The 25,888-nt window shown below is 69.4% G+C and carries 14 protein-coding genes; 3 read left to right on the forward strand and 11 right to left on the reverse strand.

Translation table 11 applies throughout. From position 1 onward, the window contains the following. Nucleotides 1–12: 12 nt before the first annotated feature. The 9 genes from ACN27J_RS26290 to ACN27J_RS26330 all read right to left on the reverse strand — a co-directional run bounded on the left by ACN27J_RS26290 (nt 13) and on the right by ACN27J_RS26330 (nt 15,129). Nucleotides 13–1,329, reverse strand: coding sequence for an aspartate aminotransferase family protein (locus tag ACN27J_RS26290; RefSeq protein ID WP_421370299.1), 1,317 nt, complete (start codon nt 1,327–1,329; stop codon nt 13–15). Then, nucleotides 1,326–2,702, reverse strand: a complete 1,377-nt coding sequence (locus ACN27J_RS26295) for an aminotransferase class III-fold pyridoxal phosphate-dependent enzyme (RefSeq protein WP_421370301.1) — start codon at nt 2,700–2,702, stop codon at nt 1,326–1,328. Before ACN27J_RS26295 ends, ACN27J_RS26290 begins: the two co-directional genes overlap by 4 nt. Further along, nucleotides 2,702–4,267, reverse strand: coding sequence for an aldehyde dehydrogenase family protein (locus tag ACN27J_RS26300; RefSeq protein WP_421370303.1), 1,566 nt, complete (start codon nt 4,265–4,267; stop codon nt 2,702–2,704). The genes ACN27J_RS26295 and ACN27J_RS26300 overlap by 1 nt, the downstream gene beginning before the upstream one ends. Nucleotides 4,268–4,517: 250 nt before the next feature. Further along, nucleotides 4,518–5,417, reverse strand: a complete 900-nt coding sequence (locus tag ACN27J_RS26305) for a glycine betaine ABC transporter substrate-binding protein (protein ID WP_421370305.1) — start codon at nt 5,415–5,417, stop codon at nt 4,518–4,520. Nucleotides 5,418–5,590: 173 nt separating this feature from the next. Continuing rightward, the gene (locus ACN27J_RS26310; protein ID WP_278174031.1) at nt 5,591–6,478 is read right to left on the reverse strand and encodes an ABC transporter permease; all 888 of its coding nucleotides are present in this window, start codon (nt 6,476–6,478) and stop codon (nt 5,591–5,593) included. Beyond that, a complete protein-coding gene (locus tag ACN27J_RS26315; RefSeq protein WP_421370307.1) occupies nt 6,475–7,809 on the reverse strand; it encodes a quaternary amine ABC transporter ATP-binding protein in 1,335 nt (444 codons plus the stop codon). Before ACN27J_RS26315 ends, ACN27J_RS26310 begins: the two co-directional genes overlap by 4 nt. 951 nt (nt 7,810–8,760) lie before the next feature. Continuing rightward, a complete protein-coding gene (locus ACN27J_RS26320; RefSeq protein ID WP_421370309.1) occupies nt 8,761–11,208 on the reverse strand; it encodes a DUF4132 domain-containing protein in 2,448 nt (815 codons plus the stop codon). Next, nucleotides 11,208–11,612, reverse strand: coding sequence for a hypothetical protein (locus tag ACN27J_RS26325; protein ID WP_421370311.1), 405 nt, complete (start codon nt 11,610–11,612; stop codon nt 11,208–11,210). Before ACN27J_RS26325 ends, ACN27J_RS26320 begins: the two co-directional genes overlap by 1 nt. Nucleotides 11,613–11,943: 331 nt before the next feature. Further along, a complete protein-coding gene (locus ACN27J_RS26330; protein WP_421370312.1) occupies nt 11,944–15,129 on the reverse strand; it encodes a DNRLRE domain-containing protein in 3,186 nt (1,061 codons plus the stop codon). 436 nt (nt 15,130–15,565) lie between these two features. Here ACN27J_RS26330 and ACN27J_RS26335 point away from each other — a divergent pair, with 436 nt between their 5' ends. The 3 genes from ACN27J_RS26335 (at nt 15,566) to ACN27J_RS26345 (ending at nt 24,217) form a co-directional block, all read left to right on the forward strand. Continuing rightward, entirely contained in the window at nt 15,566–23,323 is a 7,758-nt protein-coding gene (locus ACN27J_RS26335) for a ricin-type beta-trefoil lectin domain protein (protein ID WP_421370314.1), read from the forward strand. Between the two features lie 3 nt (nt 23,324–23,326). Then, nucleotides 23,327–23,773, forward strand: a complete 447-nt coding sequence (locus ACN27J_RS26340) for an SMI1/KNR4 family protein (protein ID WP_416598253.1) — start codon at nt 23,327–23,329, stop codon at nt 23,771–23,773. A 261-nt stretch (nt 23,774–24,034) separates the two neighbouring features. After that, nucleotides 24,035–24,217 carry a hypothetical protein gene (locus tag ACN27J_RS26345; protein WP_421370315.1) on the forward strand — a complete coding sequence of 61 codons (183 nt, stop codon included), beginning with the start codon at nt 24,035–24,037 and terminating at the stop codon, nt 24,215–24,217. A gap of 375 nt (nt 24,218–24,592) precedes the next feature. Here ACN27J_RS26345 and ACN27J_RS26350 read toward each other — a convergent pair whose 3' ends face one another. Further along, nucleotides 24,593–24,787, reverse strand: a complete 195-nt coding sequence (locus ACN27J_RS26350; protein WP_421370317.1) for a DUF397 domain-containing protein — start codon at nt 24,785–24,787, stop codon at nt 24,593–24,595. A 33-nt stretch (nt 24,788–24,820) separates the two neighbouring features. Beyond that, nucleotides 24,821–25,840 (reverse strand): hypothetical protein, encoded by a 1,020-nt coding sequence (locus ACN27J_RS26355; protein ID WP_421370318.1) that lies wholly within the window; start codon nt 25,838–25,840, stop codon nt 24,821–24,823. Nucleotides 25,841–25,888: the final 48 nt, after the last annotated feature.

Below are 25,888 nucleotides of genomic sequence, written 5' to 3' on the forward strand. Positions count from 1 at the left end.
CGCCGCGACCGGCTACCCCGCTGCCACCGGCTCGGTGACGGCGCGGATCGCGGCCGCCGTGCCGACGGCGATCTCCTCGACCTCATCGGCGGAGACGACCAGCGGCGGGCCGAGCAGGATCACGTCACCGTCGACGCCGTCGGCGCAGCCGGTTCCGCTGTAGAGCAGCAGACCGGCGTGCCGGGCGGCGGCGACGACCCGTTCGGCGACCCGGGCGGTACGGGCGTACGGCCGCGCGGTCTGCCGGTCGGCGACCAGTTCGACGCCGACCAGCAGGCCGCGACCGCGGACGTCCCCGACGTACGGTGAGTCGGCCAGCTCCCGGCGCAGGGCCCGGCGCAGCGACTCACCGGCCCGGCGGCCCGCCGCGACGAGGTCCCGCTCGCGCAGCACCCGCAGCACCGCCCGGCCGGTGGCCGCGCCGACCAGGTGGTGCGAGTAGGTGAAGCCGTGGGTGAAACCGGTGCGCGCGATCGTGTCGTGCACCGGGCCGGCGGCGACGGCCAGCCCTAGCGGCCAGTAGCCCGAGCTGGCCCCCTTCGCCGCGACCAGGATGTCCGGGCGTACCCCCCAGTGGTCGACGCCGAACCAGGTGCCGGTACGGCCGAAGCCCGTCATCACCTCGTCGGCGATGAGCAGCACCCCGTACCGGCGGCAGACCTCGGCGACGGCCGGCCAGTAGTCGTCCGGCGGGACGCAGGCACCCAGCCCGGCCCCGGCGATCGGCTCGGCGATGAACGCCGCGACCGGCCGGGCCCGGCACAGTTCGGCCAGCGCAGCCGCGTGCCGTGCCCCGCAGCCGACCGGATGGGTGTCCGGGAACGGGCAGCGGTACTCGTACGGGGTCGAGGTGTGCACCGCCTGCCCCAGCCACGGCAGGTACGGCGCACGCAGCCCGGCCCGGCCGGAGACGTCCAACGCGCCCCGGGAGTTGCCGTGGTAGGAACCGACCCGGCCGACGACGAGGTGCCGGTCCTCGCCCCGGGCCAGGTGGTAGGCGCGGGCCATCTTCAGCGCGGTCTCCACCGCCTCGCTGCCGCCGGAGACCGGGAAGACCAACGGATCGTCCATCGGCAGTACGGCCGCGAGCTCGGTGGCGTACTCCTCCAGCACGTCGGCGCGGAACATCGAGCCGTGCGCGTACGCGACCGCGCCGGCCTGCTCGGCCTGCGCCCGGACCACCTCGGTGACGCCGTGGCCGATGCCGACGACGATCGCCCCGGCGGCCGCGTCGAGGTAGCGCTTGCCGGTGGTGTCCCACAGCTGCGCGCCGGACGCCGAGGCGATCCGTGGCGCATCGTCGGACACCCGGCCGAAGACGTGGCTCATCCCGGTACGGCGACGGCCCCGCCGGCTGCGACCTCCCCGCCGGCTTCGACCTTTCCGTTGCCGGCGGCCTGCAGGTCGGCGGCGACCTCGGCGACGGCCGCGCCGAACAGCCGCAGACCGGTCTGCGCCTGGGCCCGGGTGATCACCAGCGGCGGTGACATCCGTACCGCGTTGACGCCGGCCTCCAGCACCAGCAGGCCGCGACTGAACGCCGCCTGCTGCACCTGGCCGGCGATCTCGCCGGTGGGGAACTCGACGCCGATCATCAGGCCGACCCCGCGCACGTCGACGAGCAGCTGCGGGTACGCCTGCTGCAGTTCACGTAGCCCGGCGAGCAGGAACTCACCCTGCTCGGTGGCGTTGTTCAGCAGGCCCTCGTCCTGGATGACCCGCAGGGTGGCCAGGCCGGCGGCACACGGCACCGGGCTGCCGCCGTAGGTGGAGCCGTGCGCGCCCGGACCCCACGCCTCCATCAGCTCGGCCCGGGCCAGGAACGCGCCCAGCGGCAGACCGGAGGCGATGCCTTTCGCGCTGATCAGGATGTCCGGCTGTACGCCGGTGTGCTCGATCGCCCACATCCGGCCGGTGCGGCCCATGCCGCACTGCACCTCGTCGGCGACGAGCAGGATCCCGTGCCGGTCGCAGATCCGCCGCAGCCGGGCGAGCCAGCCGGCCGGCGGCACGATGAAGCCGCCCTCACCCTGGATCGGTTCGACGAAGATCGCCGCGACCTCGCTCGGATCCACCTGGTGCTCGAACAGCACCTCCTCGATGAAGTCCAGCGACGCCGGGGCGTAGGGCGCGTGCAGCACGCCGGGCAGCAGCGGGCCGAACCCCTTGTGGTACTTGGACTTCGACCCGGTCAGCGTCATCGCCCCGTAGGTGCGGCCGTGGAACGATCCGTAGAAGCTGATCACGTACTGCCGGCCGGTGGCGTACCGGGACAGCTTCAGCGCGCCCTCGACGGCCTCGGCCCCGGAGTTGGTCAGGAAGACCCGTACCGGCCCGTCCATCGGCGCGGTCTCGGCCAGCGCCTGGCACATCTGGCCGTACAGCGGCAGGTAGAAGTCGCTGGCCGAGTAGTGCAGCAGGGTCGCGGCCTGCTGCTGCACCGCCTCGACGACGCTCGGGTGGCAGTGGCCGGTGGAGGTGACCGCGATCCCGGCGTTGAAGTCGAGGAACAGGTTGCCGTCGACGTCCTCGACGACGGTGCCGTGGCCGCGCCGGGGCGCGATCGCGTAGGCGCGGGGCAGCGACGGGCTGGTCACCGCTTGGTCGCGGGCCAGCACTTCGCGGGCCTGCGGTCCGGGCAGTTCGGTGACCAGGTGCGGTTGCGGGCGGTCCGGGTCGAACCAGTCGGGGATCGTCGTCATCAGGCCACCACCGTCTGCGACTGCTCGCGGAGGAACTGCTGCAGGTAGTACGGTCCGCCGCCGGCCTTGCCGGTGCTGCCGGAGCCCTTCCAGCCGCCGAACGGCTGCACTCCGGGCCAGGCGCCGGTGGTGGCGCCGGCCGGCCGGTTGACGTAGACGACGCCGGCTTCGATCCGGTTGAGGAAGTGGTCGATCTCGCCCTGGTCGGTGGAGAAGAACCCGGCGGTCAGGCCCAGCGGCACGCTGTTGGCCCGGTCCAGGCCCTCGTCGACCGAGTCGACCGGGCTGACCGCAACGAACGGCACGAACAGCTCGCGCTGGAAGAGGTCGTCGTCGGGCGGTACGTCGGCGACGACGGCCGGTGCCAGGTAGTAGCCGTCGGGGCGGCCGTCGACCCCGGCGAGCACCTGGCCGCCGGTGACCACCCGGCCGACGGTCGCGGCGTGTGCGACGGCCTCGCCGTAACGGCGTACGGCGGCGGCGTCGATGACCGGCCCGAGGTACGTGTCGCGGGCCAGCGGGTCGCCGACGACCAGCGACTCGGCCCGTTCGGCCAGCCGGGCGACGAACTCGTCGTGGAGTTCGCGCGCCACGTACACCCGGGAGCAGGCCGAACACTTCTGGCCGGAGAAGCCGAACGCGGAGCGGGCGACGCCGGAGACGGCCCGGTCCAGGTCGGCCCGGGCCGAGACGATCGCGGCGTTCTTGCCGCCCATCTCGCAGATCACCGGCCTCGGGTAGGCGCCGGTGAACGCCCGGATGATCGACATGCCGGTCTCGTACGATCCGGTGAAGGTGAGGCCGCCGACGCCGGGGTGCGCCACCAGCGCCCGCCCCGGGTCGTCGCCGCCGGGGAGGAAATGGGCGACACCGGTCGGCAGCCCAGCGTCGACCAGGCACTCGAAGAACTTCCAGGCCGAGAAGGTGCCCTGCAGGCTGGGCTTGAGGACGAGGGTGTTGCCGGCGACGAGTGCCGCGCCGGCCGGCCCGGCGGTCAACGCCATCGGGAAGTTGAACGGGCTGATCACGGCCCAGACCCCGTACGGCTTGAGCACGCTGCGGGTGGACTCGTTGGCGGCGATCGTCGCCATCGGCTGGTCGAAACCGTGATGCTTGTCGTACATGTCGCAGTAGTAGCGGATCAGGTCCGCCGATTCCTCGACGTCGCCGAGCGCCTCCAGCCGGTTCTTGCCGACCTCCATGCTCATCAGCGCGGCGTACTCGTTGGAGCGCTCGCTGATCAGGTCGGCCGCCCGGCGCAGCACCGCGACCCGGTCCGGCCACGGGGTCGCGGCCCAGCCAGCGGCCGCGCTGCGGGCGGCGGTGACCGCCGCGTCGACGTCCTGGTCGGTGGCGGCGGTGACGGTGGCCAGCTTGAGCGTCACGTCACCCGGGCTGACCAGCTCGGCCGGGTCGACCCCGGGCCGGGCGGCGCCGTCGACCACCGGGGTGAGGCGCTGACCCAGCCAGGCCCGCGCCCGGTCCGCGCCGTCCTCGTACGCCGTGTGCAGGTCCTCGTTGTCAGCGGACAGGGTCGCGTAGGTGACCCGGAAGCGTGTGGCCACGGAAGAACTCCTTTCGGCGGGACGGCACCCAGTGAAGGTGTGGCAAAAATTCCAGACATCATCGCGTCATGCAGGAAAATCTACTGCGCAACGCGTATCAGAAGCAAGAACTTCTCCGCCGAGCAAGGCTGCTGCCGGGCTGCCGGAGGCTGCTGCAGGGCTCACGACAGACGGGACCGGGGTGCCCGGACCGGCCGTCAGGCCAGCCCGGACACCCCGGTCCGCGGTGTTTCGGTCAGTCAGTCCGGCGTCAGGAGACACCCAGGGTGGACAGGTAGTCCGGGTTCTCCGACAGCCACGCCTCGACGGCGGCCGGCTCGTCACCCTCGTGCACGTTGAACATCAGGTCCTCCAGCGAACCGAGCTGCTGGTCGTCCATCTGGAACTTCTCCAGCATCGCGGTCACCTCGGGGAAGTCCGCGCTGAACCCGGTCCGGGCCAGCGTGGTGATCTCCTCAGCGGTACCCAGAGTGCCTTCCGGGTCGGCCAGGTCCTTCAGCTCGTAGTTCGAGTAGGCCCAGTGCGGGTGCCACAGGGTCACCACGATCGGCTCCTCGTCGCCGATCGCGCTCTGCAGCGCGGCGAGCATCGCCGGGGTGGACGAGGTCCGCAGCTCGTAGTCGTCCAGCCCGTAGGTCGGCATGACCTTGTCCTGGGTGGCGGCGGTCAGACCGGCACCCGGCTCGATGCCGATGATCTCGTTGTTGAACAGCTCGGCGTTGTCAGCCAGATCCGCCAGCGAGTCGACCCCGTCCACGTAGGCGGGGACGGCGATGCTCAGGCTGGCGTTGTCGTACCAGACCCCGATCGTCTCCAGGTCGTCGCTGTACTCCTCCATGTAGGAGGCGTGCGTCTGCGGCAGCCAGCCGTCCAGGAACAGGTCGATGTCGCCGGAGGCCAGACCGGAGTAGACCACGCCGGCTTCGACGTTGGTCAGCTCGACCTCGTACCCCTCGGCCTCGAGGATGTTCTGCCACAGGTAGGAGGCGGCGATCGCCTCGTCCCAGGCCATGTAGCCGATGGTGATGCTCTTGTCGGCGGCGTCGGAGCCGTTCTCGCTGTCGGCGTCGCTGCCGCAGGCGGCGAGCCCCAGGGCCAGGGCGGCGGTGGCCGCCACTGCGGCCCGGCGTAGCGGGTTGTTGCGGAACATTCGTTGTCGTCCTTCCATCGTGTTGCCCTACACCGGCGGACTCGCGGCAGCGAGGCAGGGCGCCGGCACCGGTGACCCTCCCTGCGGGATCTCGGTTCGGATACGGTGCAGCTCTTGGTTCGGACTCGGGTTCGGGTTCGGGTTCGGGCCGGACTTGCGGCCGGATTCGCGGGTCAGGCTTCCTGTAGCGCCCGCTGCGCCTTCGCCGACCGGGTACGGGCCCCGATCGAGTCGGTCAGCCGGTCGAGCACCACGGCCAGGATTACCACGGCGATGCCGCCTTCGAAGCCCTGGCCGACCTGGATCCGGGCGAGTGCGGTGTTGATCACTTCGCCGAGGCCGCCGGCCCCGACCATCCCGGCGATGACGACCATCGACAACGCCAGCATGATTACCTGGTTGACCCCTTGCATGATGGTCGGCAGGGCGAGCGGCAACTTGGTACGGAGCAGGATCGCCCAGGGCGACGCGCCGAACGCCTCACCGGCCTCGATCACCTCGCGGTCGATCTGTCGCAGGCCCAGCTGGGTCAGCCGGACCCCCGGCGGCATACTGAACACCACCGTAGCGATTACCCCGGGGACGGCGCCAATGCCGAAGTAGAAGATCGCCGGGATCAGGTAGACGAACGCCGGCAACGTCTGCATCAGGTCGAGCACCGGGCGGGTCAACGCCGCCATCCGCTGGTTCTCCGCGATCAGGATCCCGAGTGGGACCGCTATCGCCAGCGACAGACCGCTCGCCACCAGCACCAACGCCAGCGTACTCATGGTCTCTTCCCAGTAGGGCATGCCGGCGACGATGCCGAGCCCGACGGCGGTGCCGATGCCGAACTTCCACCCGCGCAGCCACCAGCCGAGCGCCGCGAAGATCAGCACCACGACGATCGCCGGCGGTGCGGTCAGTACGTCGACCAGGGGATCCACCAGCGACTCGACGAAGCTCGAGATCCCGTCGAAGAGCGCGCCCATGTGCTCGGTCGTCCAGTCGACGATGACCTCGAACGCCGAGCCGATCTTGACGTACGGCAGGAAGCTGTCAATGCCGTCGGCGGCGTTCATGAGCGGTCTCCCTCCGGGCTCAGCACTGCGTCAGCCGGGGTTGCCTGATCAGGGACTGTCGCGGTGATGGTGCCCACCTCGCTGGAGCTGGTCGGCTCGGCACCGTCGCCGGTGCCGTCGCTGGTCCCGTTGCCGGTGTCGCTGCCGATGCTGCCGAGCGCGCTGAGCAGGGTGATCCGGGGGATCACGCCGGTGAGCCGGCCGGTGGTGTCGGTCACCGCGAGCGGGTGCGAACTTTCCGCACAGGGGGTGAACAACTCGGCGACCGGGGTGTCTTCCCCGGCGACCCGGACGTGGTCGGTGGTCACCACGTCCTGCAGGTTTCGTCGGCCGTCGCGGACCGCCTGGTCGATCACGTCGTCGGAGACCGTACCGAGGAACTGCTTGTTCTTGCCGGTGACATAGATCGCGGAGGTCTGCGTCTCCCGGAGGATCCGGGCGGCGACCCGGGGCCCGGAGTTGACGTCGACGACGCCGAGTGGTCGCTCCATCACCGATGATGCGGTGAGGATGCGGGTACGGTCGACGTCCGCCACGAACTGCGCGACGTAGTCGTTCGACGGGTCGGTGAGGATCTCCTCGGCGGTGCCCAGCTGGACGATCCGGCCGGAGCGCATCACGGCGATCCGGTCGCCGAGGCGCATCGCCTCGTTGAGGTCGTGGGTGATGAAGACGATCGTCTTGCCGAGCTGGGCCTGCAGGTCCAGCAACTGGTCCTGCACCTCGCGGCGGATCAGCGGGTCGAGGGCGGAGAACGCCTCGTCCATCAGCATGATGTCGGTGCCGGCGGCCAATGCCCGGGCCAGGCCGACCCGTTGGCGCATTCCGCCGGACAGCTCCTGGGGCAGTTTGTCCGCCCAGCGGTCCAGACCGACCAGGCGCAGCGCCTCCATCGCCCGCTCCCGCCGTTCGGCCCGGGGCAGCCCGGCGGCCTCCAGCGCGTAGCCGGCGTTCTCCAGGACCGAGCGGTGCGGCAGCAGCGCGAAGTGCTGGAAGACCATGCTGATCTTCTCGCGGCGCAGCTTGCGCAGCGCGGCCGGCTTGAGCTTGGTCAGGTCGACGCCGTCGATCTCGACCGAGCCGCCAGTCGGGGTGAGCAGGCCGTTCAGCATACGGATCAGGGTGGACTTGCCGGACCCGGAGAGCCCCATCACGACGAAGATCTCGCCGCGCTTGACCTCGAAGTTGGCGTCGACGACGGCGGCGGTGGCACCACCCAGGTTCGCCGGAGCGTCGGGTTGGCTGGTCTTGAGGCGCTCGAGCGCCTTGTCAGCACGTTTGCCGAAAATTTTGTACAACGATTTCACGACGATTGCGGACACGATCTCCATTCCAACGAATGTCGTGACGCTGGTCCCAATCGACGCACACGGGAGGTGTTCATCGACCGAAATCGAGTCGTCGGACGGTCGGTGGGCAAGTCAAACCAGGTCTGTGGTGGGGGTTTGCACTCGACCATACCCGACGGTCTGCCATGAACGAAAAACATCCCCGTACGGGATGTTTCGGACATCTCGTACGGGGCTCGACTGAGATCGGTCCCACCATTCCAACCCGTTCCATTGTCGACGGTATCGTCACCGAATCAGGTATGTGGCGACCGGCGCGGCAAAGCCTGTACCACGCTCACTAGCCCGAGATGCGAGGTATGACGTGGAACCTCCAGGTATCCTGGGCGGGGCCGCTGACCTGCGGCGGCCCTGCCCGGGGGTGCCCCGATGGAAGGCCCGTGCCACGGTTGCCGCCTCTCGTTTCGTCCACCTGGATAACAGTTTCTTCGGAAACCGGGCAAGGCCACTGCTGATCCGCATGAAGAACGGTCGGTGCGACGGTTTACGTGGAATGCACCCCGCTGACAATTAAATCAATCGCCGAGGTGCACGCCAATTGCTGGCAGTGTGGGGGAGTGCGGCGTCCGGGAGTGCTGCACAATCGTCTCAGGTGGCCCATACAAATGAGCTGACAGGGGTTTGTCCGGTGATGAGTGCTTGACCGTTGTCCCACGCGTACCGGTCATCGCGACGCAGCCCCGATCGCCTGCCGCACTGCCCTGACCCGAGGTGCCACCTCCGCCGGACCGCTGCGTCCGACACCGTCGCCCACGCACCCAAGCCGCGCTGGCTCGGTCGGGTCCGCAACCCGAAGGCGGTTTCGGAGAAAGGCACCCCTTACCTGATGGTCAAGAAAGTTGCATGATCAGTGTCGGTCGGGCACCGCGACAATCGCGGCGCCCGACCCGGACGTCTGGCAGGGAGGAACTGTCGGTCCGACCCCCACGTGGATCATGAACCAGCGGCGATCCCGATTTGCCGGGTGATAGTCACGTCGGTGATCTTGGTGTCCCTGGCCAGCAGCATGGCCTTGCTGAGGATGACAGCGAGAACGTTGTCTCCCTCGAACGGCAGGAACTCGCTGTGGCCGCCCCCCGACCGAGTCGATGTGCGGTCCGGCACGATGCACAAATAGGTGTCGTTCGGGCTCATCAGGATGTTGCCCGACCCCAGGTGGATCTTGTAGGTGCGCAGCTCGCCCCGGACCACCAGGAACCGGCCATCGATGCTGGCCTGGCTGCCCACCGCCAGCCGGGGCAGCAGCCGGGCCAGCAGATCCCGGCGGGTCTGCGCCGTCGCCGACAACTCCCCGAAGCTGTAGGAAGACCAGTAGTCCCGGAACCGGCCTTGCGGGCCGCCGTCGGACCAGGTCGGGTCATTGCCGACGCTGGCCACCCCGACAAACAGGTCGACGTCGCGCATCACCTCGCTGAACACCACCGGTGGCACCTGGTCCAGCGGTAGCGGCTCCGCCGGTGCCCGCTGCTCCCGCGCACCCCGCCGGCCGGCGGTGTACCCGCCGCCGGTGGCGTGCGCCTCGTTGCCGGGGGCGTCGATCGGATAGAACCGCACCTGGTCGGTGACCAGCCGCAGGTACGTACCGCTGTCGGTGGTGTCGGCACCATAGTCGTCGCCGACCCCCTCCACCCAGTACTCCGCCCGCAGCCCCCACTGCGGCAGCTGCCGTAACGTCGGCGGACAGGTGTCGTCGACCATCAACCGCAGCTTGTCCACCCAGCCCCGGGCGGCGGCGAGCGCGTGGAACTGGTGCTGGCGCAGCACGTGCCCGGCGAACCGGTTCGAGTAGCTGCCGGTCGACTCCTCCGCCGGGGTCAGCAGGTACACCTCGCGGTGGGCCTGCTTGAACGGCTGCACCACCCGGTGCCGCTCCAGCCACTCCCGCCAGGCGACCACCTCCGGCACCGGCCGGCCGATCGGATGCCACAGCTGCACCACCGCGTCGTCGGTGGCGGACACCGGGGCGTCGTCGACGGTACGCAGCGCACCGTCCGCCCAGCCGCACGCCACCCCGTCGACCAACCAGAGCAGCCGCCGGGCCAGGACGCCGACCAGCGGATGGTCCAGGTAGCGCTCCCGCCACGCCGGCAGGCTCCAACTGCGTCGGGCCACGAAGAGCCGGTCCAGCCGGGCCGACTGCGCCGCCAGCATCCCGGTCACGTCCTTGGCCAGCGTCTTGATCTCGGCCACGACCTGCGGATGGTCACGCCGTACCGCCGCCGGCGGCGACTTCACCACCCGGCCGGCGTCGTTGTGCCAGGTCACCGCGACAGCGCCGCCGCCGGCCAGCAGCTCGACCCGGCAGCCACCGACCGTCACCTCGTGCCGACCGACGTCGGACAACCCGTAGTCGGGGACCGCCAACTCCTCGATCTCGTCGCGGCCGATGCCGAGCGCGGCGGCCCGCGTATCGAGCGCCTTGTCGACCTCGTTGCGGGTGCCCTTGTACGTCAGCCGCGCCGACAACCGGGCCAGCTGAGCCAGCGCGGCGTCACCGTCGAGGCGACCCAGCACCCCGACCGCCGCGTTGGCGACCTTCGGGCCGGCCGGTCCGATCCCGGGCAGCCGCCGCAGCATCACCTCGACGAGTACGCCGACCTGGCGTACCTGGTCGGCGGTCGGCCCGGTCAGCTCCACCAGCCAGAGCAGACCACGCAGCACGTCCGCGTTGCCGGCGTCCGGCACCCGCTGCGGGGTGACCGACGCCGCGGCCAGCCACCGGCCCAGCACCGCACAGGCCTGACCCGGGTCGACCTGGGTGAGCAGCTCCCGCGCGGCCTTCACCCAGGCCGCCGACGGGCGGGGGGTGGTGGCGGTGCTGGCATGTGCCAGCAGCCGCGGCCAGACCGGGTCGAGGGTCGGCAGTTCGGTGGTGATCTGCTCGGCCCATGGGTCTTCGGTGGACAGCGGTGCGATGCCCAGCTCGATCGTCAGCCGCCGCAGCTGAGCGTTCTCCCCGGACAGGTGGATCGCCAACCGCAGCAACGCCTCCGGCAGCGGTCCCTCGGCAGCCAACCTGCGGGCCACAACCTCCAACGCGCCGGGCGGGATTGCGCGCCACTGCCGGACCGCGAAGTCGGCGATGACCCGGGCGTCGGCCTCGGTGAGGTTGTCGGGTAGCCGCCGGGCCAGCCGGGAGATGACCTCCACGGTCGTCCACGATCGCCTGCGCGCGTCGGTGGCCGCCTCGATCATGAGGCGCAACAGGCGCACCAGATCCGGCCGGGACAGCAGACGCAGCGACTTCCACGCGTCCTTGTCGTCCAACGCCTGCTTCGAATGTGTCTGCAGGTACCACGACAGGTCGACGATCTCGCCAGCGGTGACCAGCTCACGCAACCGCTCGATGCGCCACGGCTCGGTGTTGTTCCTGACCGACATCAGCCACCGACCAGCGGTACGAGTTTGAGGAAGGTGACCTCGGTGTCGCGGCGCAGGTCGACCTCGTCATCGAGATTCTCCACCTGGCGGTCGCCGACCAGCACCACGAACCCGTTGCGGCTGAACGCTGTCTCGGCGAGCGCCACCTGGTTGTCCGGGTCGACCCGGGGACGGCGACGGGTGGTCGGGTCGCCGTTGAGGGCCCGCTCCACCGGGGTCGGCTGCACCAGTGACCGTGCCGGTGCCGTCCCGGCGGCCTCGGCGGCGTGGTACTCGGCCACCTCCTGATGGATCCGCCGGCGGATCAGCTCCCGCAGCGTCAGCCGCTCCTCGAATATCCGCAGAGCCCAGGCCGGGGTACGGGCCCCGGCCGTGCTCTCGTCGACAAAGGTCACCATCGCCATGGCGCAGCAGTGTAGGCCCGCCCTACGACAACGGAGCCGCCCCGGACGAGCCGCCGTCAGTCGCGGTAGGCAGCGAGGAGCGCAGCCAGGTACGCGGGCGCCGGCCGGCCGTAGCTCCATACCCACGTCGTCAGGGAGCAGACGCCGCAGCAGCTCATACGCCTCGGTCAGCAGCTCTTGCTCAGATCGCGACCCACCTAGCAAAGTTTGCCAGAGAACCGGGGTTTTCCTGCTACAGGCAAACACGGGTTCTCAGGCAAACTTTGCCGATCGGCAGGCCATCGAGCTCAGCGATACAGCCGCCACGAGGGTGTCACGGACGCGGCTGCGGTCAGCCGAGTCCCTTGACGCCCGGATAAGCCGTGTCCGAAAGAACCTGTACGGCGGTGCCTGCGGCGGAGGTGGAGGGATGGTAGACCCGTAGTTGTCCGTCCGACGTCCACCGGGCCCACATGTCGGGTACGCCGTCGCCGTTGACGTCGGGGACGCCGATCACCAGGTCGACGCTCGCGGCCGACCAGCCGGTGCCGAAGGAGACATCACCGTCGCGGGAGTTCACGGCCAACTTCAACGAGTGCAGATCGACGCTACCAGCGACGGTGCCAGGTAGGCCGTGCCGCACAGACATTCTGCCGTTGTCCAAGTCGCGCCACAGTAAGTCCGGGGTCCCGTCCTGGTCGATGTCGACCACATTGACGATCTCCCTGCGGGCCCAGGCAGTGCCCTCCATCAGGGTCGCCTGCTGGAAGCTCGCCCCGGTGTAGCCGCTCAACGTCCAGAAGGCAGTGCCGGCCCGCAGCGCCAGGTCGGGGTGACCGTCCCCGGTGATGTCCCCGACGGCCTTGAGCTGGGTCCAGGTGGCCGGGTCCGGCGCTCCAGCCGGCAACCGCACCCGGATCCGGTCGTCGACGTCGAAGCTGCCGTACCCGTCGCCGGGGTAGATCCAGAAGCCGCCGTCGGGGGTGCGGACAAACAGGTCGGTGATGCCGTCGCCGGGGAAGGCGTCGCCGTACTTGGTGAGCAGCGCGACCTGGGAGGTCGCCGGGTCGTACCAGTGCCCGGCCGGGTCGAGCTGGCCATCGGCGCTGTACGACGCAGCCAGGGATCCGTACAGGGCTCCGTCGGTGTCGCTGGGATAGGTCCGCAGATTGCCGTCGGCGTCGATGATCGTCAGATCGGGTCGTCCGTCGCCTCCGGTGTCGCCCGGCCCGTCCGCAGTGTCGCGAGGCGGTACGTAGAAGGTGTGGTCGGTACGGGCGCTCCGGTTGCCGGCCGCGTCGTACGCGTACACCTGCAGGGTGGTCGGGCCGGAGTGTCGGGGTCGCAGGTCGGGCACGGTCGCCGTGCCGGAGTTGGCGGTCACGTATGTCAGCTCACGCCCGCCGAGCGCGTAGCTGAACTGGGCGGCGTCGGCGGCGGTGAAGGTGACCGGACCGGTCTGGCCGAACTTCACCGTTGCCCAGGTCGCTCCGTCCGGGGTGGCGGCCAGGAACACGTCGCTGGTGACGGCCGGAGCCGGTGGCGCGCTGGCGTCGATCGTGATCCGACAGGGTTGATCACCTGGCGGGAAGTACCACGATGTCGCGCCGTCGGTGTCCTCGGACCGGACGTCCCAGGAGTAGGTGACGCCATCCACCAGGCTGGTGGCGGGGATCGTCACGCTGCCCCGTCCGCTGCTCAGGCTGGTGACGAGGGTGCCGGCGGGCACCGTACCGCCGGTGGGCCAGAAGCGGAAGCGCAGCCCGCGCAGGTTGCCGTCCGGGTCTGAACCAGTGGCGGCCAGCACCAGGTTGGTCCGGGCGACGAGGGTGCCGCCGCCGGGCCCGGGTGCGCAGTTTCCGCCGGGTGTGACGGTGCCGGCGGTCGGCTCGTTGGGGCTGCGGTTGTAGACCACGGTCAGCTCGGTCGCGCTGACCTGGAACTTGCGCCAGGTGTGGGTGTCGTCCTCGTCGGTGGCCCGCATGACGAAGGTGATCTGGGACCAGCCGTTGGTCGCGCCGGCCTGGGCCCCCTGCTGCACGTCGAAGCTGACGTAGGCGTCGGCGCACTGGTTGCTGTAACCGTGCGCGAACGACCGACGCTGCTGCTCGGAGATCCAGTCCGGCTGCTTCTTCCAGGTGGTGCCGGAGGAGATTGCACCGGTGAGCCACAGCCGCATCTCCCGGGCCTGGCAGCTCCACGAGTGGTTGTTCAGCAGCCGCAGGCTGGCTGAACTGACCGTCGCGCCCTCGATGTTGCTGTTGAAGCCCATCCGCCAGAAGGTGCGGGCGCGCAGCGGCGTCTCCTCCTCGTAGCCGACCCGAGCGACGGTGGTGCCGTTGTTGAAGTTGGTGCCGTTCCAGGTGTTGGTGTTCGGGTGCTGGCTGTAGATGGTCGCCCACGCCTGGGTGGTGCTGCGCATCGTCGGGTCGAGGAAGATCGGGAACCGGACCTCGGCGTCGTCCAGCAGTCCGCTGGCCGCCGCGTCCAGCCGCAGTCGCGCCTCACCGGTGCCGTCGCCGTCGAGTGTGCTGGGCAGCTGGCCGATCTTGGAGCCCGGCTCGGCACCGCTGAGGCCGGACAGGCGCAGCACGTCGGTCGTGGTGGCCACCGAGGTACGCGGGGGCGCGTCGGGGTCGTCCGTGTTGCGTCCGGAGGAGTCCCAGCCGAACGGGGTGGGGATGGAGCTGATCTCCTGGTCGTCGGCCGGGTCGAGGATCCGGACCCCGCCGGTGACCGGGTCGTGCTGGAAGACAGCGGTCGACGACCGCAGGCCGTAGTTGATCTGGCGGACCGAGTCCACTGTGGCCGCGTCGGGCGTCTTGACGATGAGCAGTTGGCCGACGCCGCCGTCGTCGCGTACCACCATCAGCAGGTCGACGCCGGGCAGCACGTCGGGGTAGAGCGCCCGGGGGCCGTCGAGCACCGGCTCGGGTAGCGGCCCGGGCCAGGTGTACGTGATGGTGTGACCGTCGAGGTCCAGCTCGGCCAGCACCCGGTCAGTGGTGTCGGTGGTGTCGGCAGGTTGGTTGTCCGCTGCCGCGTACCGGTCGGCGGCCGGTCCGCCGCTGGAGAAGCGGACCGGTGCCGGGGCGTTGACCGGCCGTACGCCGAGACCGTCGGCGTCGTCGGTGACCCGGCTGCGGCCGGCTCCGTCGGCCCGGCCCTGGTCGGCCGCACCGGTGCGGGTGAGGGTGGTGTCGAGTTCCGCCCACTGCCCGGTGGCGTCGCGGGCCCGCTGTGCGATGGCGTGGCTGGTGGTACGCAGTTGCCCGTCCGGTCTGGCCCAGGTGAGTGAGGTGGCGGTCGTCGCGGTGTCGATCAGCACCTCCTTACCGGTGCGGCGGGCCTGGGCCAGGGCCGCTGAGTCGTCGAGCGGGCCGGCCGATGGTGCCGGGTCCGGCGCGACGAGCCGGTCGATGGTGGACCGCAGCCAGGGCAGCGTCGCGGCGACGAGCGCGACCACCAGCAGACCGACGGTCAGGGTGAGCCTGGTGCGCGTACGCGTGAATGGGCTGAGCAGGCGAGGCGCGGTCACTGCGGTCTACTCCCGTGGGACCCGGTGGGCAGGAACGATGTGGACACCACTGCGCCCGCTCGGCGGCCACGGGGCAGAAGTCCGCACACGATCGCACGGACACCACCATCGACGCGCCCCTCTTTAACGTTATTAACCTGTTATATCCCACTGGTGCGCATCGTCACCCGTGCCGGAATACGAGCCTTTGTCAGCTTTTGCTGGTGGCAACTCATCCATGTATTGCGATTTCAAGATCTCTACGCCTTGTGTGCAGATTGCCACCACGGGTCGCGATTGACCAGTGACACAGTTCACTCAGATCCCTGCTGTCAGCCTGATGCTCACTTGAGTGTCAGATCAACTTGACGCAGAGTGCTCACGACCGTGCCCCACACCCGGCGTGTGCTCTCGCGGTCCGTCCGCACCTTCTCTTCGCGCCTGGGAGTCGACGCGCATGCGTGGAACCGGTCCACAGTCCTGGCAGCTGGACCGCCGAGCCGCCGGTGACCGAACCGCCCGTACCAGAGCACGCCGGCTCGGCCGACGGCTTGCCAGCCGGGGCGGCACGCTCCTGCTGACGGCGGTCATGGTGGTGACGGTCCTGCCCGCGCAGGCATGGGCGATACCCGGCCCGGGAATGAGCCGCGAAGCGATCGAGGTCGACCTGCCGGACATCCCGGACGCCGAACGGGTCGGCCAGGACGAGTCAGCCGAATCCGACCTGACCACCGCCGACGAAGTACCGGTGGTGCCGTACGAACCGCAGGCCGTCACCCCGTGGGAGTCCGGCGACGGCACCGTGGACCTCACCGGGGTGGCCGCTGGTGAGACGCTGCCGGTCGACGACCTGCCGGTCGCGCTAGGCGTACCGTCCGATGGCGACCCGGCCGATCTCGCCGGCAGCTGGGCCGTCGGCCTCGCCGCCCCCGAGGCGTCCCAGGCCGCCGGCGTCGCTGGCCTGATCATGAAGATCACCCCGCCGGCCACCGCCGACCCGGCCGCCGAGGTCGCGCTGACCGTCGACTACACCACCTTCGCCGACCTGTACGGGCCGCAGGCCGCCGACCGGTTCGGCTTTCTGCTGCTGCCCGAGTGCGTGTACGACGCCCCGGACAGTGGCGACTGCGCCACCGCCGACGGCAGCACCGGCCGCAGCGCCGGACCGCAGGCCGGCGGTGCCGGCATCACCGGGACCGGCGAGTTCACCCCGGCACCGAGCCAGGTCTTGGTGGCGCCGACCCGGCGCGTGGTCAGCGGCACCGTCCCGGTCAGCGCGCTGCTGGCGGGCGAGCCCGCAGCAGGCCGGGCCACCACGTCCGCCACGTCGTCGAGTGTGGTCGGCGTACTGGACACCGGCGCGTCGGCGGCCGGCGACTACACCGCCACCCCGCTGCTCTCCTCCGGATCCTGGGCGGCCGGTTCCTCCTCCGGTGCGTTCACCTACGGCTACCAGGTGCAGGTGCCGGAGACCTCCGGCGGGTTGATGCCGCAGGTCAACCTGTCGTACTCGTCGCAGTCGGTGGACGGGCGGACCTCGGCCACCAACAACCAGGCCTCCTGGATCGGCGACGGCTGGGACTACGCCGCCGGGTCGATCACCCGCAGCTACGCCAACTGCCGGCAGGACTCGAAGAAGGCCGGCTCCAACAACGCCAGCCACCGCACCGGTGACCTGTGCTGGGGGTCGAACAACGCCACTCTTTCGCTGGGCGGGATGACCACCGAACTTGTCCTCGACGACGACGAGCAGACCTGGATCACCGCCAACGGCGACGGCTCCAAGGTGCAGCTACTCAAGGACTCCGGGCTGGCCAACGGCGACGCCGACGGCGAGTACTGGGTGGTCACCACCCGCGACGGCACCCGGCACTGGTTCGGTCGGCACCGGCTGCCCGGCTGGTCGTCCGGCGACCCGGTGACCAACTCGGTGCTCACCGCCCCGGTCTACGGCAACCACCCGGGTGAACCCTGCTACCAGGCCGGCAACTGGGCCGGGTCGGCCTGCACCCAGGCGTGGCGCTGGTCCCTCGACTACGTCGAGGACGTCCATGGCAACGCGATGAGCCTGTGGTGGGCGAAGGAGACCAACTACTACGCCCGCAACTTCAACTTCAAGGACCCGGTCCGCTACGACCGGGGCGGCTACCTGACCCGGATCGACTACGGCCAGCGCGCCGACAGCGTCTACTCGGCCGCGCCGCTGGCCCGGGTCTCCTTCACCGTCGCCGAACGCTGCTTCGCTGAAGGCTCGCTGACCTGCACCGAAGCCAACTTCACCAGCACCGACCCGAGTAACTACCGGATCTGGTACGACACCCCGGCCGACCTGCACTGCACCGCTGGGCAGAAGTGCTGGAACGCCTCCCCGGCGTTCTTCACCCGCAAACGCCTCGACCGGATCACCACCTCGGCGCAGCGGCAGCCCGGCTCCACCGCGCTGCAGACCGTCGACGAATACCGGCTCAAGCAGTCCTTCCCGATCCTGCGGACCGGGCTCAACACCGCACTGTGGCTGGAGTCGGTCACCCGCACCGGCTACGGCCGCAGCGGGAACCCCGACGACAAGATCGCCCTCAACGCGGTGCGGTTCGAAGCCAACCCCGACGACATGCCCAACCGGGTACGCCGCGACGACCGGCCCAACTTCTCCCGGCTGCGCATCGGCCGGGTCATCAACGAGTACGGCGGCGAAACGATCGTCACGTACAAGCAGCCGACCGGGGCCTGCGCCACCGGCACCGGCCTGCCCGGCAAGAACGACACCGCCGCGCTGAAGGCCAACACCCGGCTCTGCTATCCGTCCTACTGGCACCCCGACCCGGCAGTCGAGGACATCGACTGGTTCCACAAGTACGTCGTCGACACCGTCGAGGAACTGCCCGCCGTCGACGGTGCCTACCCCACCGTCACCCGGTACTCCTACGCCGACGCCGGCTGGAAACTCGCGGAGCAGGAGTTCACCAAGAAGTCCACCCGCACCTACTCGCGGTTCGCCGGCTTCGGCCAGGTCACCGTGATCACCGGCGACGACGACCCGGCCATCGGCAGCCGCCGGAGCAAGTCCGTCGCCCGGTACTTCCGCGGCCTGGGCGGCACCGTCGACGTCCACGACATCGACGGCGTGTTGATCGCCTCCGACGCCGAGCCGTTCGCCGGCCGGATCGCCGAGGAACTCACCTACACCAGCGCCGACGACGCCGACACGGCGTGGCTGACCCGCAGCGTCACCGTGCCGGCCGCCACAGAACTCGCCCGGCGGGACCGCGACGACGGACTCAGTCCGCTACGCGCCTGGCGGGTCACCGAACCCCGGCAGATCACGTACACCCGATCCTCCGGGACCGGCGACGACACCCGCACCCAACGGGTCGTCGAAGCCCGCACCACCTACGAGGCGACGTACGGGCTGCCCACGCAGGTCGAGTCCCGAGGCGACACCGGCCGCCCCGGCGACGAGTCCTGCACGTACGTCGACTACCTGCACCGGGCCGACCAGCACGTCATCGGGATGACCCGCCAGCTGCGGACCAGCCCGACGCTGTGCGCGGACGCCGACTTCGACGACCTGACCACACTCAGCTCGGCCAGCCGGGTCGGCTACGACGGCCAGCCGTACGGCACCGCTCTCGCCGCGTCGACCCGCGCCCTGGTCACCGGCTCCTGGTCGTTGAAGGCCGACGGGTCCGGTTTCCAGAGCGACGGCACCGTCGCCTTCGACGCGCTCGGCCGGGTGGTGTCCCGCACCGATCCGGACGGTAGGACCTCGACGACCACATTCGAACCGGCCACCGGGCAGGCCTACGAGGTCGTCGAACGCAACTCGCTCGGCCACGAACAGACCGTCGAGGTCGACCCGGGTCGCGGTGTCGCCGTACGCAGCACCGACCCGAACGGGCACGTCAGCCAGTCGACCTACGACCCGCTCGGCCGGCTCGTCGAAGTCTGGGCGCCCGGACGGACCCCGACCGCCGGCGCGGTCCCGGACTTCAGCGCCGAATACCACCTGCCGGCCGGCAAACCGCCGTACGTGGTCACTCGCAGCCGCGGCCACGAGAACCGGGTCGAAACCGCCGTCACCCTCTACGACGGGCTCGGCCGGGAACGGCAGAGCCAGCAGGAAGCCGTCGGCGGCGGCCGGCTGATCAGCGACACGCTCTACAACACCTCCGGTGAGGTGTGGCAGACCAACAACGCCTACTACGCCGAGGGCGCACCGAGCGGTGGGCTGTTCACCCCGCTCGCCGACACCGCCGTGCCGAACGCCACCCGCTACACCTACGACGGTCTCGGCCGGGTCGTCACCGAGATGCCGGTGCTGCGCGGCACGGAAGCACCGGAGCGGGCAACCCGCTACGAGTACGGCACCGACCACTCCGCCGTGATCAACCCGGCTGGCTCGCCGTCGTACCGGACCTACTCGGACGCCATCGGCCGCACCGTCCGGGTCGACACGTTCACCGACGCCGCGCGCACCGAGTTCACCACCATGCGGTACGGCTACCACCCGCGCGGCCAGTTGGCGTCGGCCACCCACTCCGCCGACCCGGACCGCCCGTGGACCTGGAGCTACGACCAGCGTGGCCGGCTCGTCACCGCCAACGACCCGGACTCCGGCAGCACAACGCTGACGTACGACCACCGGGACCGGCCGCTGACCTCGACTAACGCGCGTGGCGTGACGGTGTGGAACGGTTACGACGAACTGTCCCGGCCGACGCAGCAGCGGCTCGACGGGCCGAGCGGGACGTTGCTGGCCGAGTACGGCTACGACACCGCGCCCGGTGGCATCGGGCTGCCGGCGGCCGCGACCCGCTACACCGACGGGTTGGCGTACACGCAGCAGGTCGGTGGTTACACCGACGACTACCAGCCGACGTCGACGACGTTGACGTTGCCGCAGTCGGTCGCCGACATGTGGGGTCTGGCGGAGTCCTACACGTACGGCTACGCGTACACCGACACCGGGCTGCCGGCGTTGGTCGACCTGCCGGCGGTCGGTCGGATGCCGGCCGAGCAGATGCTGGTCCGGTACACGGCCGACGGGTTGCCGCTGTCGGTGTCCGGGCAGGACTGGTACGGCGCGGAGACGGTCTACTCGCCGTACGGGCAGGTGCTGCGGTCGACGTTGGGCGCGCAGCCGCACCGGGTGTGGACGACGGCGTCGTACGACGACGCCAGTGGCGCGTTGACCGATCAGCGGGTGTTCCGGGAGCAGACCGGTGATCAGGCGATCGTCGGCGGGAACCTGGTGTCGCACCGGTCGTACGGCTACGACGCGGCCGGTAACGTCACCGCGATCCGGGAGCACGCCGCCGGTATTCAGGAGCGGCAGTGTTTCGGCTATGACCCGCTGGGCCAGTTGACCGGGGCGTGGACGGCGGCTGACCAGACCTCGTGCGCGGTGGCGCCTGCTGCCGCGTCGGTGGCGTCTGGTGCGGACGGGGCCGGGTACTGGCAGGAGTACTCCTATGACCTGCTCGGTAACCGGTCGGTGCTGGTGGAGAAGGACCTCGGTGGTGACACCGGGAAGGACGCGACGACGACGTACGGCTACGGCGGCGCGGACGGGTCGCAGCCGCGCACGTTGACGTCGGTCCGTAAGGATTATGTGACGCCGGCGGGTGCGCAGGTGACGGCCGAGGCCGAGCGGTTGTACGAGGCGACCGGTGAGACGCGGTCGGTGCGGTCGGTGTCTTCCGGTGACGTGCAGGAGCTGACCTGGACCTACGACGGTCAGGTGGAGCGGATCGCCGGTCAGGGCGGTGGTGGCGGGACCGCCTATGTGGGTGTGGTGGGTAAGTGTCTGGACCTGCAGGCGGGGTTCGCGGTTGCCGGTCAGCAGGTGCAGTTGTACGAGTGCAACGGCACGACGGCGCAGCGGTGGTCGTTCACGGTGGTGGACGGGCAGCCGGATTCCGATCTGGGCATGTTGCGGGTGTACGACGACTGGTGTGTCCAGCCGGACGGGGACACGGCGGGTTCGCTGGTGCAGTTGCAACGCTGTGACGGCACCGCGGCGCAGCGGTTGACCCGTACGGCGGTCGGGCAGTTGCGGCACACCGGGTCCGGTCTGTGTCTGGCGGTCGATGGTGGTGCGACCGCGAACTCGACGCCGGTCGTGTTGGCCGTGTGTGATGCTGCCGCGGCCGGTCAGGTGTGGTCGGCGCAGGACGAGACCCGGCACGTCTACGGTCCGGACGGGGCGCGGTTGCTGACCGTGCAGGACCGGCGGGCGACGCTGCACCTGGCCGACGCGGTGGTCACGGTGGCGGCTGGTGGGGTGAACATCAACAGTCAGCGCAGCTACGCGGTGCCGGGTGGCAGCATGCTGCGGTACGCCTACGGGTCGGCGTCGGTCCAGTTGGCGGCGGTCGCGGCCGATCATCAGGGCAGTCCGTACGCGGAGGTCGGTTCGACCCTGGCGGGGATGCCGGTACGGATCCTGAAGCGGGATCCGTTCGGTAACCCCCGCGCGGTTGACGTGCTGGCGACGAATCTGAAGACCCGGGCCGGGTTCCTGGGCGCGGTCCCGGATGAGGCGTCCGGCTACACCCCGTTGGGGGCCCGCCTGTACGACCCGGTGGTGGGCCGGTTCCTGTCCGCTGACCCGGTCCTCGATGTGGCGGACCCGTTGCAGTCCAACGGGTACGCGTACGCGCACAACAATCCGGTCACCCACGCCGACCCGTCGGGTCTGTCGATCAGCCTGACCGCGTCGGAGCGGGCGGCGGCGTTGGCCGGGGTGGGTCTGTCCACCGCGCAGGTCGCCCAGGCCCGGTCGGCCGCGGGCCGGTCGATGACGTCGGTCATCCTGTCGGTGGCCTGGGACGTGTTGAAGGAGTTCATCGGCCTCAACGCCGCGCTGGGCTGCTTCGGCGGCGACGTGTGGTCCTGTGTCGATCTGGTCACCGAGTTCGTGCCCGCCTTCAAACTGTTCAAAGCGTTCGGCAGGATCGTCAAGGCCGTCGAACGTACCTTCTCCGCGATCAGGGCCTGGCAGAAAGCGAAAACGGCAGCCCAGGCGGTGCTGCGGGCGGCCCGCGCCGCCGAGACCGTCGCGTTGAACGCGAAGAAGGCGGCGGCCGAGCGGGCGAAACGCGCCGCGCAGGCCGCCGCGAAGAAAGCCGCCGACAAGGCCAACACCACCAGCAACAAAGCTGTCAACGCGTCGAAGAAGACCGGCAACCCCGTCCAGAAACAGGCCCAGGCCAAAACCAACCCCAAAGCCTCCACCAGCAGCGGAGGCGGCGGCCGGGCCAGCGGAGGAGACGGGGGCGGCAAGGCCACCTCCAAACCCGGCGGCAACACCGGCGCCAGCTCACGCTCCAACGGCGGATCCAGCGGCGGCGGAGACAAACCCGCCGACAGCTGCCCGCTGAACAACAGCTTCACCCCCGGCACCAAGGTCCTGATGGCCGACGGCACCACCACACCCATCGAGCAGGTCAAGCCCGGTGACACCGTGATCGCTACCGACCCCGAAACCGGCACCACCAGCATCGAGACCGTCACCGCCACCATCACCGGCGACGGCATCAAACACCTCGTCACCATCACCATCGACACCGACGGCCAGCACGGCTCGGAGACCGCCGAGATCACCGCCACCGACGGACACCCCTTCTGGGTCCCCGACCTGGGCGAGTGGATCGACGCCACCCACCTGCAACCCGGCCAATGGCTCCACACCAGCTCCGGCACCTGGATACAAATCACCGCAATCCACCGCCGGACCGTCCCACACGCCACCGTCCACAACCTCACCATCAGCCGCGTCCACACCTACCATGTAGTAGCCGACGCAACCCCCGTACTCGTACACAACTGCGGTCTGGCAAAAATTGCGGCAGACCATCGGGTCAACGGGAATGGGGGACTGGGTGTTCGGGAAAGTAAGAACATTGCCGTTATGCGGTCTCAGATCGATGGGCAAGCGTCGACAGTCAGTATCGCGACTAGCGGTCGACACGTCAACCCTGGGGAGGTGTCCATGCCTAGCGCAAGGCAGTTCACGCCGCCCAACCCGTCTAGAGCATATGACTCCGAAGTGTTTCTTCTTGAGGATCTCGCGATCGGTCTCAGCCCAACATCTACCGGAACTGTCCAGCTCTACTCGGAACGGATAGTTTGCCCTAGTTGCGAAGATGTGATTGGTCAGTTTAAAATGAGATTTCCTGGAATTAGCATCCGTATCTCGACGGGGCAGGACTGAATGATGTACGAAGTTGGAAGGTTGGCGGAGTTAATTCGCATCGAGGAGCCCGGCGGCGTACTTGGAATAACGGCAGAGCAAATATCAAAAATTCGGGAGGCATGGAACCTTTCGGAGCTTCCGTCAGCGTATGTAGAGTTTCTTTCCCACATGGGGGCGCGGGCGGGTCGGATACTCAGAGGAACGGACGCATTCTTTCCGACCATCCTCCGAATGAAGGAGTGGGCGGATGAGTTCTTCGATGAGAATTCCGGGACCAATTCTCTTCCTGATGGGGCGATCGTATTCGGGATGCATCAGGGCTATCTCGTGTATTGGATGTCGGACACGCTTACGCCTGACCCCGAAGTCGTACTTTGCGCGGAGGGTGATCCAAATCCATTGCGCACCTGGTCCTCCTTTACCGCATTCCTCAACTCGCACTACGCAGACGAGCCTGGGGTAAAATGAGCGTAGCCAATCAGGTTTGCCGGTTCGGGCTGGTTTGATCTGGCGGGGTTGTTGGGCAGGATGTCCGGGCGCCCGACGTCCCTTCCATCGTGGAGCGGCTCGTGGCGTTGGAGAAGGCTGTCGCGCAGTGGGATGCCCGGATTGTAGTGCTAGAGGCGGAGAACGCCGAGTTGCGGCGTGGGTCAGACACCGAAAATTCGAATCTACCGCCGTCGGCGCAGGGGTTGGACAAGGTTCGACGAGGGTGATCGACTGCCAGAATTGGCCGAGGTCCGCTGCTTGGTAGGACATGAAGCCGAGGATGTTCGCGCCGAGGCCACGGTCACCGGCGGCGTGGGCCTGGTAGAGGCCGGCGATCCAGAACTGTTGCGCCTGGCTGTGGTTGCCGTCGTCGAACGACAGCCATCCGGCGAGGCGCATCAGTTCACCGGCGGTGCCGTGTAGCCGCCGCCCCACCGAGTCGGTGTACCGGCGCTCGCGTAGCACCTCGACCACGGTCGCCAGGTGCTGACAGACCAGGCCGAGCGTCTGGCCGCTGCCGAGGTGGTCGTCCATCCGCCGCAGGCTCGCGGTAACGGTGTCCAAGTGGTCGACGACCTCACCGGACAGTGGCCGGCCGGTGGCGGAGGTGACGTCCGACGGCTGATAGGCGATGTTCCACTCGTCCGCCGACGACGTCAGCGCGAAACCAAGCAGAGTCAGGCAAATCCGTCGGCCCATCCCGCATCCCCGATTCGGTAACCATCATCGGCCGTGACTGACGCGCAGTTGGTGCGCTCGTTGGCGGCCCCTGGTGAGAGCCGCCACGAGCAGGGGGATTCAGGGGTTACGGGCGGGCGCTGTGGGTCTTGATGGTGGTGGTGAAGGTGGTCCAGCGGCGGGGGCGAAGGTCAGCGTGCCGGCGGCGGGGGCTTTGGAGTCGCGTACGTCGATCTGGGTGCCCCGGTCGCGGACCTCGACGCACTGGCCGTTGCTGCCGGACCGGCTCGACGTGCGCCAGGTGTTACGTTCCATGCTCGCTCCCTCGTCTGATGGCTGCTGGCCTACTCACGTGGCGATGAGGTCTTTGGTGTCGTTGCAGAAGCGGCGGACGGCGGGGGTGCGCCGGTAGGGGCCGAGTGCGCCGACGAGGTTGCGGACGTGTTTGACGCACCTGGCGGAGGTGACCTGCCCGGTGAGGGTCTGGACGGCCTGGTCACCGAGGGCGAGTGCCTTGTCCAGTTCGGGTTGGTCCTGCCGGACGTAGGTGGTGGCGAGCAGGGCGTTGCGTAGTGCTCCTTCGCGGCTGTACTCGTCGTTTTGGAGTCGTAGCGCGGCTCGGAGGTGTTCGCGGGCGCGGGTCCAGTCTTCGAGTTTGACGTAGCAGTAGCCGGCCTGGGCGTGGGCCTGGGCTTCGTTGATCCAGTACGCCCAGTCGGGATCGCCGTGTTCCGGACGTTCGTCGGTGAGCCGGTCGAAGGCGCTGTCGAGCGCACGGCGGGTGTCGGTGACGGCGTGGTTGTTGGCGTAGGCCTCGGCGGCGCGTAGGTCCAGGATCGTGCCGACTTTCGGGCTGGCGGCGGGGTAGGCGGCCCGCGCGGTCTCGGCGAGGGTGATCGACTGCCGGAGTTGACCGAGGTCCTTGGCCTGGCAGGACATGAAGCCGAGGATGTTCGCGCCGAGGCCACGGTCACCGGCGGCGTGGGCCTGGTAGAGGCCGGCGATCCAGAACCGTTGCGCCTGGCTGTGGTTGCCGTCGTCGAACGACAGCCATCCGGCGAGGCGCATCAGTTCACCGGCGGTGCCGTGCAGCCGCCGACCCACCGAGTCGGTGTAGCGGCGCTCGCGTAGCACCTCGACCACGGTCGCCAGGTGCTGACGGACCAGGCCGAGTGTCTGGCCGCTGCCGAGGTGGTCGTCCATCCGCCGCAGACTCGCGGTGACGGCGTCGAGGTGGTCGACGACCTCACCGGACAGCGGCCGGCCGGTCGTCGAGGCGACGTCCGTCGGCTGCTGGGCGATGATCCACTTGTGTGCCGGTGACGTCAGCGCGGAGACGAGCATGGTCAGGTAGATCCGTCGGCGCATGCCGCCTCCCGACTCGGCAACCATCATCGGCCGTGACTGACGCAGTTG

It is taken from the genome of Solwaraspora sp. WMMB762, from assembly GCF_049179115.1.
Taxonomy (GTDB): Bacteria; Actinomycetota; Actinomycetes; order Mycobacteriales; family Micromonosporaceae; genus Micromonospora_E.